We start from the raw sequence: 17,295 nt of genomic DNA on the forward strand, positions 1-17,295 counted from the left end.
CGCCTCCAGGGAGGCGGGCCGCTAAGCGTTCAGGGCTTCAGCCCCCCCCCCTTCGATCAGTGCTCCAGGCGGAATTGCTTCTCTGCCGCGTCGAAGCGCCGTAGCATCAGCGCCGAGGGCGCACCCATCCGGCTGACGATATAGATCGCCAGACTGGCGAAGATAAAGCCTGGAATAATTTCGTACAGCCCCAGCAGGTTGAAGTGCTTCCAGACGATCACCGTGATTGCCCCCACCAGAATCCCGGCCAATGCGCCATTGCGGGTCATGTCCTTCCAGATCACCGAGATCAGCACCACCGGACCGAACGCCGCACCAAAACCGGCCCAGGCGTAGCTCACCAGGCCCAGCACGCGGTTTTCCGGATTGGCCGCGAGGGCGATGGCCACCAGCGCCACCAACAACACCATGGCGCGACCGACCCAGACCAGCTCGCGCTGGGAAGCCGACTTACGCAGGAAGGTCTTGTAGAAATCCTCGGTCAGGGCGCTGGAGCACACCAGTAACTGGCAGCTCAAAGTGCTCATCACCGCCGCCAGGATCGCCGACAGCAGCACACCCGCAACCCACGGATTGAACAGAATCTTCGCCAGCTCGATAAACACCCGCTCATGGTTCTCACCCACGGGGCCGGCCACCTCGGGATGCGCCGAGAAGTAGGCGATGCCGAAGAAGCCCACCGCCACGGTGCCGCCCAGGCAGAGGATCATCCAGGTCATGGAAATGCGCCGGGCCTTGGCAATCGACTTGACCGAATCCGCCGCCATGAAGCGCGCCAGGATATGCGGCTGGCCGAAGTAGCCCAGGCCCCAGCCCATCAGCGAGAGAATGCCGACGAAGGTGGTGCCCTTGAGCATGTCGAAGTTGGCCGGATCCTTGGTTTCAATGGCCAGGAAGGTGGTGTCGACGCCACCGGTGGCCAGCAGCACGATGATCGGCGTCAGGATCAGCGCGAAGATCATCAGCGTGGCTTGCACGGTATCGGTCCAGCTGACCGCCAGGAAACCACCGATAAAGGTGTAGGCAATGGTCGCCGCCGCGCCGGCCCACAAGGCCGTTTCATAGGACATGCCGAAAGTACTTTCGAACAACCGCGCCCCGGCAACGATGCCCGACGCACAGTAGATGGTGAAGAACACCAGGATCACCAGCGCGGCAATGATCCGCAGCAGGCCGCTGTGATCCTCGAAACGACTGGAGAAATAGTCCGGCAGGGTCAGCGCATCGCCATTGTGCTCGGTCTGTACCCGCAGGCGCCCGGCGACGAACAGCCAGTTCAGGTAGGCCCCGACGATCAGGCCGATGGCGATCCAGCTTTCCGACAGCCCCGACAGGTAGATCGCACCGGGCAAACCCATCAGCAACCAGCCGCTCATATCGGAAGCGCCGGCCGACAGCGCGGTGACAACGCTGCCAAGGCTGCGGCCGCCGAGAATGTAATCGGAGAGGTTATTGGTCGAGCGATAAGCCATCAGGCCGATCAGCACCATGGCGGCGATATAGATCACGAACGTGATCAGGGTGGGGTTGCTTACACTCATTGAAAAATCCCTGGCATTGTTTTTATTGAGCGACGGTCCGACCGACGCAAAGCATGATGTTTGTCAGACGATTAAACGCAGCAGGCATTTATGAGCGATATTTCCTCAGGAAAATCGCCAGCCACGACCTACCGCACGTAGGAGGTTGCACTGCGGCGGCGAATGCTATTCAACAAACCGAATAAGGTGCAACCCATTTCGCCCGAATAAGTTGCACCTATTGAATTTTGCGTATTTTCCGACGATTTCCCGCCCTTTTTCAGTGCGAGAAATGCCCCTGTCGCCCGGAAAACCCCGGACTGAAGGCGCCAGGTACAAGTGGGAAAATAATTCCTGATCTGCCGCCGTTTTTTCCTGCAAAAAAAGGGTTGCACCCGGTTGCACCTCGATCGAGCCAGCGCTACTCTTTCTGCCAGCTGATGCCACGCCATCGTGGTAACCATGAGGATAAGAAAATGGCTACGACCACCCTTGGGGTCAAACTCGACGACCCGACCCGTGAGCGCCTGAAGGCCGCGGCCCACTCGATTGACCGCACCCCCCATTGGCTGATCAAGCAAGCCATTTTCAATTACCTGGAAAAGCTCGAGAGCGGTGCAACCCCGGGTGAAATCAACGGTTCGTCCCGTGGCGACGCCGATGACAGCGGTGACGTTCCGAGCGACCACGCCCATCAGTGCTTCCTCGAATTCGCCGAAAGCATCCTCCCGCAATCGGTACTGCGCGCCGCCATCACCGCCGCCTACCGTCGCCCGGAACCGGAAGTGGTGCCGATGCTGCTGGAGCAGGCACGCCTGCCGGCAGCCATGGCCGAGGCCACCCACAAGCTGGCCGCCTCGATTGCCGAAAAACTGCGTAACCAGAAGAGCGCCGGCGGCCGTGCCGGGATTGTTCAGGGCCTGTTGCAGGAGTTCTCCCTGTCGTCCCAGGAAGGCGTGGCGCTGATGTGCCTGGCCGAAGCCCTGCTGCGTATCCCGGACAAAGGTACCCGCGACGCGCTGATCCGCGACAAGATCAGCACCGGCAACTGGCAACCGCACCTGGGCAACAGCCCGTCGCTGTTCGTCAATGCCGCCACCTGGGGCCTGCTGCTGACCGGCAAGCTGGTCGCCACCCATAACGAAACCGGCCTGACCTCGTCCCTGAGCCGCATCATCGGCAAGAGCGGCGAACCGATGATCCGCAAGGGCGTCGACATGGCCATGCGCCTGATGGGCGAACAGTTCGTCACCGGCGAAACCATCGCCGAAGCCCTGGCCAACGCCAGCCGCTTCGAAGCCAAGGGCTTCCGCTATTCCTACGACATGCTCGGCGAAGCGGCCCTGACCGAGCACGACGCGCAGAAATACCTGGCGTCCTACGAGCAGGCCATCCACTCCATCGGCAAGGCTTCCCACGGTCGCGGCATCTACGAGGGCCCGGGCATCTCGATCAAGCTGTCGGCCCTGCACCCGCGCTACAGTCGCGCCCAGTACGAACGGGTGATGGACGAGCTGTACCCGCGCCTGCTGGCACTGACCCTGCTGGCCAAGCAATACGATATCGGCCTGAATATCGACGCCGAAGAGGCCGACCGCCTCGAACTGTCCCTCGACCTGCTCGAACGCCTGTGCTTCGAACCGCAGCTGAGCGGCTGGAACGGCATCGGCTTCGTGATCCAGGCCTACCAGAAACGCTGCCCCTATGTGATCGACTACGTCATCGACCTGGCCCGTCGCAGCCGCCATCGCCTGATGATCCGCCTGGTCAAGGGCGCGTACTGGGACAGCGAGATCAAGCGCGCCCAGGTCGAAGGCCTGGAGGGCTATCCGGTCTACACCCGCAAGGTCTACACCGACGTTTCCTACATCGCCTGCGCACGCAAGCTGCTGTCGGTACCGGAAGTCATCTACCCGCAGTTCGCCACCCACAACGCCCACACCCTGTCGGCCATCTACCATATCGCCGGGCAGAACTATTACCCGGGCCAGTACGAATTCCAGTGCCTCCACGGCATGGGCGAACCACTGTACGAACAGGTAGTAGGCAAGGTTTCCGAAGGCAAGCTGAACCGTCCGTGCCGGGTGTATGCGCCGGTCGGCACCCATGAAACCCTGCTGGCCTACCTGGTCCGTCGCCTGCTGGAAAACGGCGCCAACACCTCCTTCGTCAACCGTATCGCCGACCAGTCCATCTCGATCCAGGAACTGGTGGCCGATCCGGTGGCCAGCATCGAGCAGATGGCGACCCTGGAAGGCGGCTTCGGCCTGCCACACCCGCGTATTCCGCTGCCGCGTGACCTTTACGGTCGTGACCGGGCCAACTCCGCCGGCATCGACATGGCCAACGAGCATCGCCTGGCATCGCTTTCCTGTGCCCTGCTGGCCAGCGCCCACAATGACTGGAAAGCCGTGCCGCTGCTGGGCTGTGTCGCCAGCAGCGAAACCCCGGTGCCAGTGCTCAACCCGTCGGACCATCGCGACCTGGTGGGTTATGTCCAGGAAGCCACGGCCGAAGACGCCGACAACGCAGTGCAGTGCGCCCTGAACGCCGCGCCGATCTGGCAGGCTACCCCGCCCACCGAACGGGCGGCCATCCTGGAACGCGCCGCCGACCTGATGGAAGGCGAGATCCAGCCGCTGATGGGCCTGCTGGTCCGCGAAGCCGGCAAGACCTTCGCCAACGCCATCGCCGAAGTCCGTGAAGCCGTGGACTTCCTGCGTTACTACGCGGTGCAGGCGCGCAACGATTTCAGCAACGACGCCCACCGCCCGCTGGGCCCGGTGATCTGCATCAGCCCGTGGAACTTCCCGCTGGCGATCTTCAGCGGCCAGGTGGCTGCAGCATTGGCGGCCGGTAACCCGGTACTCGCCAAGCCCGCCGAACAGACCCCGCTGATCGCCGCCCAGGCCGTGCGCCTGCTGCTCGAAGCCGGGATTCCCGAAGGCGTGGTGCAACTGCTGCCAGGCCGCGGTGAAACCGTCGGCGCACGGCTGGTGGGCGATGAGCGGGTCAAGGGGGTGATGTTCACCGGTTCCACCGAAGTGGCGCGCCTGCTGCAACGCAATGTCGCCGGTCGCCTGGATACCCAGGGCCGACCGATTCCGCTGATCGCCGAAACCGGCGGGCAGAACGCGATGATCGTCGACTCCTCGGCGCTGACCGAACAGGTGGTGATCGACGTCGTGTCCTCGGCCTTCGACAGCGCCGGCCAACGTTGCTCAGCCCTGCGTGTACTGTGCCTGCAGGAAGATTCCGCCGACCGCGTGATCGAAATGCTCAAGGGCGCCATGGCCGAATGCCGCCTGGGCAACCCGGAACGCCTGTCGGTGGATATCGGCCCGGTGATCGACGCCGAAGCCAAGGCCGGTATCGAGAAACATATCCAGGCCATGCGCGACAAAGGCCGCACGGTCTACCAGGTGGCCATCGCCGAAGGCGAGGAATGCAAGCGCGGCACCTTCGTGATGCCGACCCTGATCGAACTGGAAAGCCTCGACGAACTGCAGCGGGAGATCTTTGGCCCGGTGCTGCACGTAGTGCGCTACAAGCGCAAGGACATCGACCAGTTGATCGCCCAGATCAATGCCTCCGGCTACGGCCTGACCCTCGGCGTGCACACCCGTATCGACGAGACCATTGCCAAGGTGATCGACAATGTCCACGCCGGTAACGTCTATGTGAACCGCAATATCGTCGGCGCCGTGGTCGGCGTGCAACCATTCGGTGGCGAAGGCTTGTCGGGCACCGGCCCGAAAGCCGGTGGGCCGCTGTACCTGTATCGCCTGCTGTCGACTCGGCCGACGGATGCCATCGAACAGTCCTTTGCTCGGGGCGATGCCCTGGCCGCACCGGACCTGCGTCTGCGCGAAGCTTTGCTCAAGCCGCTCCACGCCCTGAAGGCCTGGGCCGAGAGCCAGAAGCTGGCGGACCTCGATGCGCTGTGCGCGGCCTTTGCGGCGCAGTCGCAAAGCGGGATTACCCGAGTGCTCAACGGCCCGACCGGCGAGCGCAACAGCTACGCCATCCTGCCCCGCGAGCATGTGCTGTGCCTGGCGGACATCGAAGGCGACCTGCTGACGCAACTGGCAGCGGTATTGGCCGTGGGCGGCTCGGCGGTCTGGCCGGAATGCGAATCGGCCAAGGCGCTCTACGGGCGCTTGCCGAAAGAAGTGCAGGCGCGCATCCAGCGTGTGGCCGACTGGACCAAGGACGAGGTGTTGTTCGACGCGGTGCTGCATCACGGTCACTCCGACCAGTTGCGCGGGGTCTGCCAGCAGATTGCCCAACGTAGCGGCGCGATTGTTGGTGTGCACGGTTTGTCCCAGGGCGAAACCGGCATTGCACTGGAGCGCCTGGTGATCGAGCGGGCGTTGAGCGTCAACACCGCGGCGGCGGGCGGTAACGCCAGCCTGATGACCATCGGTTAAGGCGGGCGGAAGGTCTGGCTCCGCAATGGGCGCCAGGCCTGACGACTTCACCCAGTGGAAAATCGCTTTCGCGGGCAAGCCCTGCTCCTACAGTCCTGTGTCGTACACAAAATCAGAGGGTGACAAAAAACTGTAGGAGCAGGGCTTGCCCGCGAATAGGCCGGCCCAGACAACACACCTCCCTGAATTCTGCCCCTCCATCACCCACATCAATCTTGCTAGGCACCGCTTATTCAGCCGCCTAGACTCGGCGCACTCCCCCACAGGTAGGCCGCCATGTCCGAGATGCTGCTCAGTTCCCGCAATCTGGCTTTCGAGCTGTACGAAGTCCTCGATGCCGAGGGCCTGACCCAGCGCGAGCGATTCGCCGAACACTCCCGGGAAACCTTCGACGCCGCCATCGGCACCGCCCGCACAATCGCCGAAAAGTTCTTCGCCCCGCACAACCGCAAGAACGACGAAAACGAACCACGCTACGAAAACGGCGAAGCGATCCTGATCCCGGAAGTGAAACCGGCCGTCGACGCCTTCCTCGAGGCCGGCTTTCTCAACGCAGCGCGCAGTTTCGAAGATGGCGGCATGCAACTGCCGACCCTGCTGTCCCAGGCCTGTTTCGCCCACTTCCAGTCGGCCAACGCCGCCTCGACCTCCTACCCGTTCCTGACCATGGGTGCAGCGAACCTGATCGAGAGCTTCGGCAGCGACGAACAAAAGCGCCGCTTCCTGCAACCGATGATCGACGGCCGCTTCTTTGGCACCATGGCCCTGACCGAGCCCCACGCAGGCTCTTCGCTGTCGGATATCCGCACCCGCGCCGAACCGGCCGCCGACGGCAGCTACCGGCTCAAGGGCAACAAGATCTTTATTTCCGGCGGCGACCACCCGCTATCGGAAAATATCGTGCACATGGTCCTGGCAAAACTGCCGGACGCCCCGCCCGGAGTGAAGGGCATCTCGCTGTTTATCGTGCCCAAGTTCCTGGTCAACGACGACGGCAGCCTCGGCCCGCGCAACGATGTGCTGCTGGCCGGGCTGTTCCACAAGATGGGCTGGCGCGGCACCACCTCCACGGCGCTGAACTTCGGCGATAACGGCAACTGTGTCGGCTATCTGGTGGGCAAGCCGCACCAGGGCCTGAGCTACATGTTCCAGATGATGAACGAAGCGCGGATCGGCGTCGGCATGGGCGCGGTGATGCTCGGCTATGCCGGTTACCTGTATTCCCTGGAGTACGCCCGGGAACGCCCCCAGGGCCGCCTGCCCGACAGCAAGGACCCGAGCACCGCGCCGGTTTCGATCGTCCAGCACGCCGACGTCAAGCGCATGTTGCTGACCCAGAAGGCCTACGTCGAAGGCGCCTTCGATCTCGGCCTGTACGCCGCGCGGCTGTTCGATGACACCACCACACTGACCTCCGAGATAGAGCGCCGCCAGGCCCATGAACTGCTCGACCTGCTGACTCCCATCGTCAAATCCTGGCCCTCGGAGTTCTGCCTCAAGGCCAATGAACTGGCGATCCAGATTCTCGGCGGCCACGGCTACACCCGCGAATACCCGGTGGAACAGTACTACCGCGACAACCGGCTGAACCCGATTCACGAAGGCACCCACGGCATCCAGTCCCTCGACCTGCTGGGGCGCAAGCTGGCGCAGAACGGCGGGGCCGGCTTGAAGCAGCTGATCCGACTGATCGCCGACACCGCCAAGCGCGCCGCCGCCTATTCCTCCCTGGATACCCTGCGCCAGCCGCTGGAGGATCTGGTCGCACGCCTGCAAAGCGTGACCCTCGGCCTGCTGACCGACCTGGCCCAGGGCAAGGTCAACAGCAGCCTCGCCAACTCGGCGCTGTACCTCAAGGCGTTCGGCCACACGGTGATTGGCTGGCGCTGGCTGGAACAGGCGGTGCGCGCCGAGGAAGGCCTGGCCAGGGGCAATCCGGCGGACCTGCCCTTCTACAAAGGCAAGCTGCAAGCCGCGCGCTACTTCCTCACCTGGGAAGTCCCGGGCTGCCATCATGAGCTGGCCATTCTCGAAGCGCGGGACGATACCTGCCTGTCGATGCAGGACGCCTGGTTCTAAAGCTTTTGACAGCGGTACATTTCAACAGGTTAGAATCGCTGGCACGCAGACTGCATGGTCAGTCTGCGCCCAGCCTTTGCAAGCTTTCCTGGAGTACTGCCTTTGAATGCGACGACCATCAACAGCCTGTTCTTGATCGGCGCGTTGCTGGTAGGCGCAAGCATCCTGGTGAGCTCGCTGTCCTCGCGCCTCGGCATCCCGATCCTGGTGATCATCCTCGCCGTGGGCATGACCGCCGGCGTCGACGGCGGCGGCATCATCTTCGACAACTACCCCACCGCCTACCTGGTCGGTAACCTCGCCCTCGCCGTGATCCTGCTCGACGGCGGCCTGCGCACGCGGGTCGCGAGTTTCCGCGTGGCGCTCTGGCCGGCGTTGTCGCTGGCCACGGTCGGGGTGCTGATCACCACCGGGCTGACCGGCATGGCCGCCGCCTGGCTGTTCAACCTGAATATCATCCAGGGCCTGCTGATCGGCGCCATCGTCGGCTCCACGGACGCCGCCGCGGTGTTCTCACTGCTGGGCGGCAAGGGCCTGAACGAACGGGTCACCGCCAGCCTGGAAATCGAGTCGGGCAGTAACGACCCGATGGCGGTGTTCCTTACCGTGACCCTGATCGACATGCTCGCCAGCGGCCAGACCGGCCTGCACTGGAGCCTGCTCGGCCACCTGATTCGCGAATTCGGCATCGGCGGCATCATCGGCCTCGGTGGTGGCTGGCTGATGCTGCAACTGGTCAACCGCATCAACCTGGCCAACGGCCTCTACCCGATCCTGGTGATCAGCGGCGGCCTGGTGGTCTTCGCCCTGACCAACGCCCTGCACGGCAGCGGCTTCCTCGCCGTGTACCTGTGCGGCCTGGTGATCGGCAACCGCCCGGTGCGCAGCCGCCACGGCATTCTGCATATGCTCGACGGCATGGCCTGGCTGGCGCAGATCGGCATGTTCCTGGTGCTGGGCCTGCTGGTCACGCCCCACGACCTGCTGCCCATCGCCCTGCCGGCCCTGGGCCTGGCCCTGTGGATGATCCTGTTCGCCCGGCCGCTGTCGGTGCTGGTCGGCCTGCTGCCGTTCAAGGCCTTCCATGGCCGGGAAAAGGCGTTTATTTCCTGGGTCGGCCTGCGCGGCGCGGTCCCGATCATTCTTGCGGTGTTCCCGCTGATGGCCGGCCTGCCCCACGCACAGCTCTACTTCAACCTGGCGTTCTTTATCGTGCTGGTGTCGCTGCTGGTGCAAGGCACCAGCCTGCCGTGGGTAGCCAAGCTGCTGAAGGTCACGGTGCCGCCGGAACCGGCGCCGATCTCCCGGGCCGCCCTGGAAGTGCATGTCACCAGCGAGTGGGAGCTGTTCGTCTATCGCCTGGGCGCTGAAAAATGGTGCATCGGTGCCGCCCTGCGCGAGTTGAAAATGCCCGAGGGTACGCGTATCGCCGCACTGTTCCGTGGCCAGCAACTGCTCCATCCGTCGGGTAGTACCACCCTGGAAGTCGATGACCTGCTCTGCGTGATCGGCCATGAACACAACCTCCCGGCCCTCGGCAAGCTGTTCAGCCAGGCGCCGCAGCGCGGCCTCGACCTGCGCTTCTTCGGCGACTTCGTGCTCGAAGGCGACGCCCAGCTGGGCGCGGTCTCGGCCCTCTATGGCCTGAAACTCGAAGGCGTCGACCCGAATACCCCCCTGGGCAGCTTCATCGCCCACAAGGTCGGCGGCGCGCCCATCGTCGGCGACCAGGTGGAGTGGAACAACACCCTGTGGACTGTCGCGGTCATGGACGGGAACAAGATCGGCAAAGTCGGCGTCAGATTCCCCGAAGGAAGTCGCCCGGGTCCGGGTCTCTTCCTCTAAACTGCCCACTTTCTTCACGCTGCTCGACCGGTACTTATGTCTTCCTTGCGCACTTTTCTTGCCATGGCCCTGCTGGGCCTGAGTCTTTCCGTCGGCGCGTTGCAAGCAGCCGAACCGCCCACCAGTGCATCGGTCCAGCAAAGCCTGGAGAGGATCGCCGACCGCAAGCTCGCCGACGCCGATCAAAAGGCCCTGCAAGCGGTGCTGCAGCAGACGCTGACCTGGCTGTCGAATCAGGACGACTATGAAAAGCGCCTGGCCGCGACCAAGCAGCAAGTCGCCGACGCGCCGCGCCAGACCGTCGAAAACCAGCGTGAACTGGCGCGCCTGAAAGTCACCAAGGTGATCCCGGTGGCCCAGCGTTATGCCAACCAGTCGGTGTCGCAGCTGGAACAGCTGCTGACCGAGCGCACCACCCAACAGGGCGATCTGCAAAAAGCCCTGGCCGATGCCAACAGCCTGATCATCACCGCCCAGACCCGCCCCGAGCGCGCGCAGTCGGAAATCAGCACCAGCCAGACACGCATCCAGCAGATCAACAACACCCTCAAGCAGGGCAAGGACAACGGCAAGCCCCTCAACAGCGACCAGCGCAACCAGCTGACCGCCGAGCTGGGCTCGATCAACGCGCTGATCCTGTTGCGCCGCCAGGAACTGGCCGGCAACAGCCAATTGCAGGACCTGGGCAACAGCCAGCACGACCTGCTGATGGAAAAAACCGCGCGCCTGGAGCAGGAAATCCAGGACATGCAGTCGCTGATCAACCAGAAGCGCCTGGCCCAGTCCCAGCAGACCGTCACCCAGCAATCCATCGAAGCGCAAAAGGCCGGCGACAGCAGCGTACTGGCCACCGAAAGCGCCACCAACCTCAAGCTCTCCGACTACCTGCTCAAAAGCACCGACCGTCTCAACGAACTGACCCAGCAGAACCTGCAGACCAAACAGCAGCTCGACAGCGTGACCCAGAGCGACCAGGCCCTGGACGAACAGATCAGCGTGCTCAAGGGCAGCCTGTTGCTGTCGAAGATTCTCTACAAGCAGAAACAGGCCCTGCCACGACTGCAAGTGGACAAGAACCTGGCCGATGAAATCGCCGATATCCGCCTCTATCAGTTCGAAGTCAACCAGCAGCGCGAACTGATCAGCAGCCCGGCCACCTATGTCGACAACCTGCTGGCGACCCAGCCGCCGGACCAGGTCAATGCGCAACTGCGCAAGACCCTGCTGGACCTGGCGGTGACCCGTAGCGACTTGCTCGAGCGCCTGAACCGCGAACTGAGCGCCCTGCTCAACGAATCCATCACCCTGCAACTGAACCAGAAACAACTGCTCAGCACCGCCCAGAGCCTGCGCGCGACCCTGGACGAGCAGATGTTCTGGATCCCGAGCAACAAGCCCCTGGACCTGGACTGGATCGAAAGCGTGCCGGCACGCCTGCAAAAGCAGGTCACCACCCTGCCCTGGGCCTCCAGTTTCAGTGAGCTGACCGACGGCCTGGCCCAGCATCCACTGCTGTTCCTGCCCCTGCTGCTGTTGATCGGTGCCCTGCTGTGGCGGCGCAAGTCGCTGTATGCGCGCCTGAGCAAGGTGCACAAGGATATCGGCCACTTCAAACGCGACAGCCAGTGGCACACACCGCTGGCGATCCTGGTCAACGTCGCCCTGGCGATGCCGGTCGCCCTCGGGCTGGCCCTGTGCGGCTATGCCCTGCAGATCGACGCCCGCGGCCAGAACGCCAGCCTCGGCGCCGCGCTGCTGCAAATCGCCCTGGCCTGGCTGGTGTTCTACACCGCCTACCGGATTCTGGCGCCGGGTGGCGTGGCCGAACTGCATTTCCGCTGGGAAAAACCCCAGGTCGAATTTCTCCAGGGCTGGGTGCGCCGACTCGGTTTCGTGGTCCTGGCCCTGGTGGCCATCGTCTCCGTCGCCGAGCTGCAACCGGCCTCGCTGGCCGGTGACGTGCTGGGCATCGCCGTGGTCCTGACCTGTTACGGCCTGATGGCCTGGCTGCTCAGTCGCCTGCTGCTGGGCACTCCAAACCGCGGCAGTGCCTCGTTGTTCCGCAAACTGGTCGGCGTGATCTTCACCGCCATGCCCATCGCGCTGTTTATCGCCGTGTGCTTCGGCTACTACTACACCGCCCTGAAACTCAGCGACCGACTGATCGAGACCCTGTACCTGCTGATGCTCTGGCTGGTGATCGAAGCGACCTTCGCTCGCGGCCTCGGGGTCGCGGCCCGGCGCCTGGCCTACCAGCGCGCCCTGAGCAAACGCCAGGCGGCCAAGGAGGCCGGCGATGGCGAACCGCTGATCGAAGAGCCGACCCTGGACATCGAACAGGTCAACGAACAATCCATGCGCCTGATCCGCCTGGCCCTGCTCGGCGGTTTCGTGGCGGCGCTGTACTGGGTCTGGGCGGACCTGATCAGCGTGTTCTCCTACCTGGACAACATCACCCTCTACGAATACACCAGCGGCACCGGCGCGACCATGAGCATGGTGCCCATCAGCATCGGCAACGTCATCGGGGCCCTGGCGATCATCGGCATCACCTTCGCCCTGGCGCGCAACCTGCCGGGCCTGCTGGAAGTGCTGGTGCTGTCCAAGCTCGAACTGGCCCAGGGCAGCGCCTACGCCACCACCACCCTGCTGTCCTACGTGATCGCCGGCATCGGCTTTGTCTCCACCCTCTCGACCCTCGGCGTGAGCTGGGACAAGTTGCAGTGGCTGGTGGCGGCGCTGTCGGTAGGCCTGGGTTTCGGCATGCAGGAAATCTTCGCCAACTTCATCTCCGGCATCATGATCCTGTTCGAACGCCCGGTGCGGATCGGCGACACCATCACCATCGGCACCCTGTCGGGCACGGTCAGCAAGATCCGTATCCGCGCCACCACCATCACCGACTTCGACCGCAAGGACATCATTGTCCCGAACAAGACCTTTATCACCGGGCAACTGATCAACTGGTCGCTGACCGACACCGTCACCCGCGTGACCCTCAAGCTCGGCGTCGACTACGGTTCGGACCTGGACCGGGTCAAGGAACTGCTGCTCAAGGCCGCCCGCGATAACCCCCGAGTATTGAAGGAACCCGAGCCCCACGTGTACTTCCTGAACTTCGGCGAAAGTACCCTGGACCACGAACTGCGCATGCACGTGCGTGACCTGGGCGACCGTAACCCGGTGGTCGACGAGGTCAACCGCTTTATCAACCGCGAGTTCAAGAAAGAGCACATCAACATCTCGTTCCGGCAGATGGAGGTCTACCTCAAGAACCTGCAGGGCCAGGAATACAAGCTGGTACCGGTGGAAGGCGAAGCGCCTGGGCCCGTCTCAAAGACGCCGGCCGAGCCGGAGCAGTTGCCGCCGCCGGACAAGCTTGACTGAAACTCGACAAGCGCGGCGCTCATGCCGTTTGCATGAGGCCGCTGGCGTCTGCCGGCTAATCCCAGCAGAATACTCGGACATTCTGCTGGAGCCGGCCGTTTGAAAGCCCTCGACGAACTGACCTTCGATAACCGCTTCGCCCGCCTGGGCGATGCGTTTTCCACCCATATCCTGCCCGAGCCCCTCGACAATCCGCGTCTGGTGGCGGTGAGTCCGGCGGCCATGGCCCTGCTCGACCTGGACCCGGCCATTGCCGAGGAACCGGTGTTCGCCGAGCTGTTCGGCGGGCACAAGCTCTGGGCCGAAGCCGAGCCGCGGGCCATGGTCTATTCGGGGCATCAGTTCGGCTCCTACAACCCGCGCCTGGGTGACGGTCGCGGGCTGTTGCTGGGCGAGGTCTACAACACCGCGGGCGAGCATTGGGACCTGCACCTCAAGGGCGCCGGGCAAACGCCGTATTCGCGCATGGGCGACGGCCGCGCGGTGCTGCGCTCGTCGATCCGCGAGTTCCTCGCTTCCGAGGCCCTGCATGCCCTGGGTATTCCCAGCAGCCGCGCGCTGTGCGTGATCGGCTCCGACACACCGGTCTGGCGCGAGAAACAGGAACGCGGCGCCATGGTCCTGCGCATGGCGCCCAGCCATGTGCGCTTCGGTCATTTCGAATATTTCTACTACACCAAGCAGCCGGAGCAGCAGAAGCAACTCGGCGAGCACGTGCTGGCCATGCATTTTCCCGAATGCCTGGAACAGCCAGAGCCGTACCTGGCGATGTTCCGCGAGATCGTCGAGCGTAATGCCGAGCTGATCTCCAAGTGGCAGGCCTACGGTTTCTGCCACGGCGTGATGAACACCGACAATATGTCGATCCTGGGTATCACCTTCGATTTCGGTCCGTTCGCCTTTCTCGATGATTTCGATGCGCACTTCATCTGCAACCACTCCGATGACCAGGGCCGCTACTCGTTCAGCAACCAGGTGCCCATCGGCCAGTGGAACCTCAGTGCCCTGGCCCAGGCCCTGACGCCCTTCATCAGTGTCGAAGCGTTGCGCGAGGCGTTGGGCTTGTTCCTGCCGCTGTACCAGGCCCACTACCTGGACCTGATGCGCCGCCGCCTCGGCCTGACCAGCGCCGAAGACGACGACCTGAAGCTGGTGGAAAACCTGCTGCAACTGATGCAGGCCGGCGGGGTCGACTACACCTTGTTCTTCCGCCGCCTGGGGGATGAGTCTGCCGCCCTGGCCACGGCGCGACTGCGGGATGACTTTATCGATCTCAAGGGTTTCGACGCCTGGGCCGACCGCTACAAGGCCCGGGTCGCCCGCGAGCCGGACCAGGATGAATCCCGGCGCAAGGCTCGGATGCACGCGGCCAACCCGCTGTATATCCTGCGCAACTACCTGGCGCAGAAGGCCATCGATGCGGCGGAAAATGGTGACTACTCAGAGGTACGGCAACTTCACGAAGTACTGAGCAAGCCGTTCGAGGAACAAGCGGGCATGGAGCGCTACGCCGAGCGGCCACCGGAGTGGGGCAAGCATCTGGAGATCAGTTGTTCGTCGTGAGCCGGCTCAGATAAAGGTCTGCTCCCGCACCCCAAAACGCTCAGCCAACCAGCGGATCTGGCGCAGGTTGAGCTGACGCTTGCCGCTGAGTATCTCGGAAACCACCGATTGCGGCCCGACCCCGGGCAGGTCGCTCTGGTTCAAGCCATGTTCACGCATCATCTCCCGCAGTACATCGGCCCCACTGGCCACCGGCATCGGCCAGTGCTCCTTGTCATAGGCCTCTATGTAATCACTGATGATGTTCACCAGACTCATGAGCGGGTTCGATTCGTCTTCGCCAATGACGCCCAGCAACTCGTCGAGAATGCCCACCAGGGCATCGTAATCGGCCTCGTTTTTTGGTTTGCGCAGCAGTGGCTCCACGAACGGCCAGTGCTCGGAAGCCTGCTTGATGACAGCATTCATCAACACGTCTCCTTCCATTTACCCTTGTCATATTCGCGATGATCCAGCACATGCTTGATCTATAGCTGCTGGGCACCGTAATGCACACCCGCAATCAGGCGCAGTGTGTTCCCGCCAATATCAAACACATGCAAGCGACCCACCTTGTCTGTCGCGGGGAACAACGCCTTGAGCGCCGAAAAGTTTTCAGGACTGCTCCCCTTGATCCTTCGGCACCAGGCATCCAACGCACTGGCAGTGTCAGGCCATCTTGCCTTGGCTTCCCGAATCCGCTTCTCGGTAATCACACGCATGCAATATCCTTATCGCATCTTGCTATGAAGATTATCCGTCAAGCCAGGTTATCGCAATTTGCTATTGTCAAAATCTGACCGACGGCTCATTCCCTGAGGCTAGATCCTGAAGGTAAAACGCGTCGTTTGAATATGTGAGGACATGCAACACACCCTTGGCCCCCTTGATAAAGCGCGCCCCAGACTCCAGTTCAAGTTCATTGGCCACTACCCGGGAACCCTTCCATGTCCGCCACCCTCTTGATCCCCTGCCCCCATTGCAACGGCCTCAACCGCATCCCTGCCGAACGACTGGGCGACCAGCCGAAATGCGGACGCTGCAAAGCCGCGGTCTTGCTGGACAAACCGTTCGAATTGAAACAGGGCGACTACGCCAGCCAGATCAAGGGCGACCTGCCGTTGCTGGTGGACGTGTGGGCGGACTGGTGCGGGCCGTGCAAATCCTTTGCCCCGGTGTTCGAACAGGCGGCCGCCCAACTGGCCGGCAAATGTCGCCTGGCCAAGCTCGACAGCGAGGCCAACCCGCAACTCTCGGCACAGTTGGGGATTCGTTCGATTCCCAGCCTGATCCTGTTCAGAAATGGCCAGGAAGTAGCGCGCCAGAGCGGCGCCTTTCCCCTGCCGCAGTTGATGGCCTGGCTGCGCAGCCAAGGTATCTGAGGCTCGCACAGCCGGCAGGCGCAAAACGCAAAGGGGCGTTAAGCGTTTTTCTCCAGCAGCGTGTGCAACTCGACGAACTGCTGGGTCAGCTTGTGTCGCGGATCGAAGTGGATCAGCGGCCGGTTGGCTTCATGGGACTCGCGCATCTTCACCGAACTGGCGAGGTACACCGGCAACACCGGCAAGCCCTCGGCGATCAGGCTGTCGAGCATCTGCTGCGGCAGGCTCGCCCGGGCCTGGAACTGGTTGACCACGATCCCTTCCACTTGCAGATCTTCGTTGTGGTCTTCCTTCAACTCTTCGATCTCGGCCAGCAGGCCATACAGCGCCTGACGGGAGAAGCTGTCGCAATCGAAGGGAATCAACACGCGATCGGCGGCAATCAGCGCAGATACCGCATAAAAGTTCAACGCCGGCGGCGTATCCAGGTAAATGCGGTCGTAATCTTCCGACAACTCGTCCAGCAGTTTGCGCAGCTTGTTGATCTTGTGTTTCGCCTCGAGCTTGGGCTGCAGATCCGCCAGCTCGGCCGTGGCGGTGATCACATGCAGGTTGTCGAAAGGCGTCTCATAGATATCCACCTGGTTTTTCTTCGAGAACGGCCCGGACGAGAGGATCTGCTTGAAGAAGTCCGCGATACCCATGGGAATATCCTCGCCGGTGAGCCCGGTGAGGTATTGCGTGGAGTTGGCCTGGGCATCGAGGTCCACCAACAGGGTCCGATAGCCCTCGCTGGCGCTGACCGCCGCCAAGTTGCAGGCAATGCTCGACTTGCCGACCCCGCCTTTCTGATTGAACACCACACGCCGCATGACAAGACCTCCGTGTATCAATGAATCACCGAGTGTAGAGGGCTTGACCGCTGCCGCGCCACCTTGGCAGGACGAGGACTACCTCTCACGCCGCAATAACTTCACCAATCCAGGGTATTTTCCCTTTAAGCCGGGAAAGATCTGACATACGTATCCGAAAAAATACGAATAATAGCCAGTTGCTAGCTCTCCCTTCGCATAACTGCAAATTTAATCGTGCAAAATGTGACCAAAAATTTGCTACAGGCCTTGTGCACCGGGATAATGCGCGCCACTTGGCCATCGCGCCACGCCAGGG

10 protein-coding genes are annotated in these 17,295 nt (G+C 62.7%); 6 read left to right on the plus strand and 4 right to left on the minus strand.

The window, feature by feature from the left end:
* Positions 1-56: 56 nt before the first annotated feature.
* Positions 57-1,541: a sodium/proline symporter PutP gene (putP, locus tag HX830_RS17255; RefSeq protein ID WP_177101446.1), complete on the minus strand. Its 1,485-nt coding sequence runs from the start codon at positions 1,539-1,541 to the stop codon at positions 57-59.
* 455 nt (positions 1,542-1,996) lie between these two features.
* Between putP and putA the strand changes: the two genes are divergently transcribed.
* From putA to selO, 5 genes are all read left to right on the plus strand, one after another.
* On the plus strand, positions 1,997-5,950 hold the full coding sequence (gene putA, locus HX830_RS17260) for a trifunctional transcriptional regulator/proline dehydrogenase/L-glutamate gamma-semialdehyde dehydrogenase (RefSeq protein ID WP_177101448.1): 3,954 nt from the start codon (positions 1,997-1,999) through the stop codon (positions 5,948-5,950).
* Between the two features lie 276 nt (positions 5,951-6,226).
* Positions 6,227-8,029, plus strand: coding sequence for an acyl-CoA dehydrogenase (locus tag HX830_RS17265; RefSeq protein ID WP_177101450.1), 1,803 nt, complete (start codon positions 6,227-6,229; stop codon positions 8,027-8,029).
* Positions 8,030-8,131: 102 nt separating this feature from the next.
* Positions 8,132-9,874, plus strand: a complete 1,743-nt coding sequence (locus HX830_RS17270; protein ID WP_103498018.1) for a potassium/proton antiporter — start codon at positions 8,132-8,134, stop codon at positions 9,872-9,874.
* A 36-nt stretch (positions 9,875-9,910) separates the two neighbouring features.
* Positions 9,911-13,261 (plus strand): mechanosensitive channel MscK, encoded by a 3,351-nt coding sequence (gene mscK / locus HX830_RS17275; RefSeq protein WP_177101452.1) that lies wholly within the window; start codon positions 9,911-9,913, stop codon positions 13,259-13,261.
* Positions 13,262-13,360: 99 nt separating this feature from the next.
* Positions 13,361-14,824: a protein adenylyltransferase SelO gene (gene selO, locus HX830_RS17280; protein WP_177101454.1), complete on the plus strand. Its 1,464-nt coding sequence runs from the start codon at positions 13,361-13,363 to the stop codon at positions 14,822-14,824.
* Between the two features lie 6 nt (positions 14,825-14,830).
* On the opposite strand, the gene HX830_RS17285 is transcribed toward selO, so the two are convergent.
* Together HX830_RS17285 and HX830_RS17290 are read right to left on the minus strand one after the other, a co-directional pair.
* Positions 14,831-15,232, minus strand: a complete 402-nt coding sequence (locus tag HX830_RS17285; RefSeq protein ID WP_103498015.1) for a helix-turn-helix domain-containing protein — start codon at positions 15,230-15,232, stop codon at positions 14,831-14,833.
* Between the two features lie 59 nt (positions 15,233-15,291).
* Positions 15,292-15,525, minus strand: coding sequence for a type II toxin-antitoxin system HigB family toxin (locus HX830_RS17290; protein WP_177101456.1), 234 nt, complete (start codon positions 15,523-15,525; stop codon positions 15,292-15,294).
* A 225-nt stretch (positions 15,526-15,750) separates the two neighbouring features.
* On the opposite strand from HX830_RS17290, the gene trxC reads away from it, so the two are divergent.
* Positions 15,751-16,185, plus strand: a complete 435-nt coding sequence (gene trxC / locus HX830_RS17295) for a thioredoxin TrxC (protein WP_152737727.1) — start codon at positions 15,751-15,753, stop codon at positions 16,183-16,185.
* 38 nt (positions 16,186-16,223) lie between these two features.
* Here the strand turns inward: trxC and HX830_RS17300 are convergent, their stop codons facing one another.
* Entirely contained in the window at positions 16,224-16,997 is a 774-nt protein-coding gene (locus HX830_RS17300; protein WP_177101458.1) for a ParA family protein, read from the minus strand.
* Positions 16,998-17,295: the final 298 nt, after the last annotated feature.

The organism is Pseudomonas gingeri (assembly GCF_013385425.1).
Taxonomy (GTDB): domain Bacteria; phylum Pseudomonadota; class Gammaproteobacteria; order Pseudomonadales; family Pseudomonadaceae; genus Aquipseudomonas; species Aquipseudomonas gingeri_D.